The sequence below is a fragment of the Emticicia sp. genome (genome assembly GCF_049241225.1).
Classification (GTDB): Bacteria; Bacteroidota; Bacteroidia; order Cytophagales; family Spirosomataceae; genus Emticicia.
Genome location: NZ_JBMLRC010000447.1, coordinates 1 through 1,739, shown reverse-complemented (window position 1 = coordinate 1,739; position 1,739 = coordinate 1). Strand labels below are relative to the sequence as shown.

2 protein-coding genes are annotated in these 1,739 nt (G+C 41.5%); both read right to left on the bottom strand.

The annotated features are described in order from the left end of the window. Window positions 1-1,331, bottom strand: a 1,331-nt coding sequence (locus tag ACOVO2_RS23140; protein WP_421772246.1) for a GH39 family glycosyl hydrolase, incomplete at its 3' end; no start/stop codon positions are given. Window positions 1,332-1,452: 121 nt separating this feature from the next. Continuing rightward, the gene (locus ACOVO2_RS23135; protein ID WP_188769497.1) at window positions 1,453-1,719 is read right to left on the bottom strand and encodes a Trm112 family protein; all 267 of its coding nucleotides are present in this window, start codon (window positions 1,717-1,719) and stop codon (window positions 1,453-1,455) included. Window positions 1,720-1,739: the final 20 nt, after the last annotated feature.

The window sequence follows — 1,739 nt, the reverse complement described above, 5'->3', positions numbered from 1 at the left end:
CTGGCGAGGGCATCAATATCGGCTTTTTTGCGTACGCTCGAATCTCGCACCATCGTAAACGTATAATTTTGATTGCCTTTTACCTCTACTCTATCACCCGACATCATGCCGTACATTCTGAAAACATTCAGCACGGGTTTGTCAATGCCATTGGTGGCTAAATCTCGGAAACCATAAAAATACGGTTGGTTCTCAAACTCAAACGACCAACTCACTGCCCCCAATAAATTGGCTTTAAAATAATCGGCAAGGGCATATTTTCGGGCAAACGAAGCGGCCGTATAACTCGAATACATCGTGCCATTTCGATACGCATTTGATGGATTGGTTTTCATACCACAAGCCGCACAACCTTCGGGGTCAGACTCGCCAATGATAATGGGCAGGTTTTTGAATTTCGGATAAGAAGTAACAATTCGGAAACCTTCCGAAATATCTCGCAGCTGCGTACCTACATTCATCTGTACGTGTCCATCCACAACTTTTGGAGCTCCTTTGGCATGAAAAGTGATAAAATCGAGCGGCGAACCCACTTTACCCGTTACGTAATTAGTGCCCGATTCACAATGCGTTAGAAATGTTTTTAAGAAATCAGCCGCTTTATTCCAGCTTGGGCCAGTTGTTTCGGGGCCGCCTATTCTGATGCTTGGCAAAGCTCGTTTGGCGGCGTCGGCAGTATAATCGTAGAGTTTGCAATATTCTTCTACCGTTCCACTCCAATAGCCAATGTTTGGTTCGTTCCAGAGTTCCCAGTACCAAGTTTCTACTTCGGCTTTGCCGTATCTTTCAACCGAGTGTTTTACCCACGCATACACCAAATCGGCCCATTTTTTATAGTCTTTTGGCGGGTATGTCCATCCTTTAAAGATTTCGGTATAATTCATACCTGGTCTCCAATTATGCTCATAAGGTTGTGGTTTGGTAGAAAGTGCTTCGGGCATGAAGCTAAATTGTGCCATTGGCTTGATGCCTCTTTGCTGATAAGTATCAAAAATCTTATCGACGATCGTCCAGTCATAAATCGGATTGCCGTTGGCATCTTCGGTGTAAACATTAGTCGAACCCCACTTCATTGAGAGCGTATCATGTCCCGATGTAAGCATATTATGAGCTCTAAAATAAACAGGTACTGGACTCAACTGACTTAATTCTGTCAGCAATTTTTTGCCATCTTTCATGTAGGCATAATTGGGTTCGTCGGCACCAAACCACGCCCACATCGTTGACATTTTGCCAACTTTTTTATTCAAATCTATTTGGATAGTTGTTTTTTGTGCAAAACTCAGCTGATACACAGCCATAAGCATAAAGAGCAAGTGTAGTTTTTTCATGTAATGGGAGGTTGAATAGAGTCAGTCACAAATATAATCTTAAATCGGTTGGATGCTTCATTTGAGCGAAAGAATAAAAGCCGAATGTCGAAAATTTGATCAACACTCGGCTTTTCATCATTTATTCTTCCAACATCAAACTGGCTTTTGCTTCCAGACTTAATTTATCATTCCACTTGATAAAAAATGGTTTTTCGAGTTGGGCCTCGCGGTAAGCATCGGGTATCATAATCGGTACTCCATGAATGATTGGATACAAACGCTTGCAAGTAGGGCAAGTAATGAGCCCTTCATGAATGACATTATTTTCTTTTTCGGTGAAAACCTGAATCGAAAGTTCAGATTTATCAAAGGGGCAACATAGTTTATCAAAAAAACTTTTGGTCATGACTTTAATCGTTTAAAACT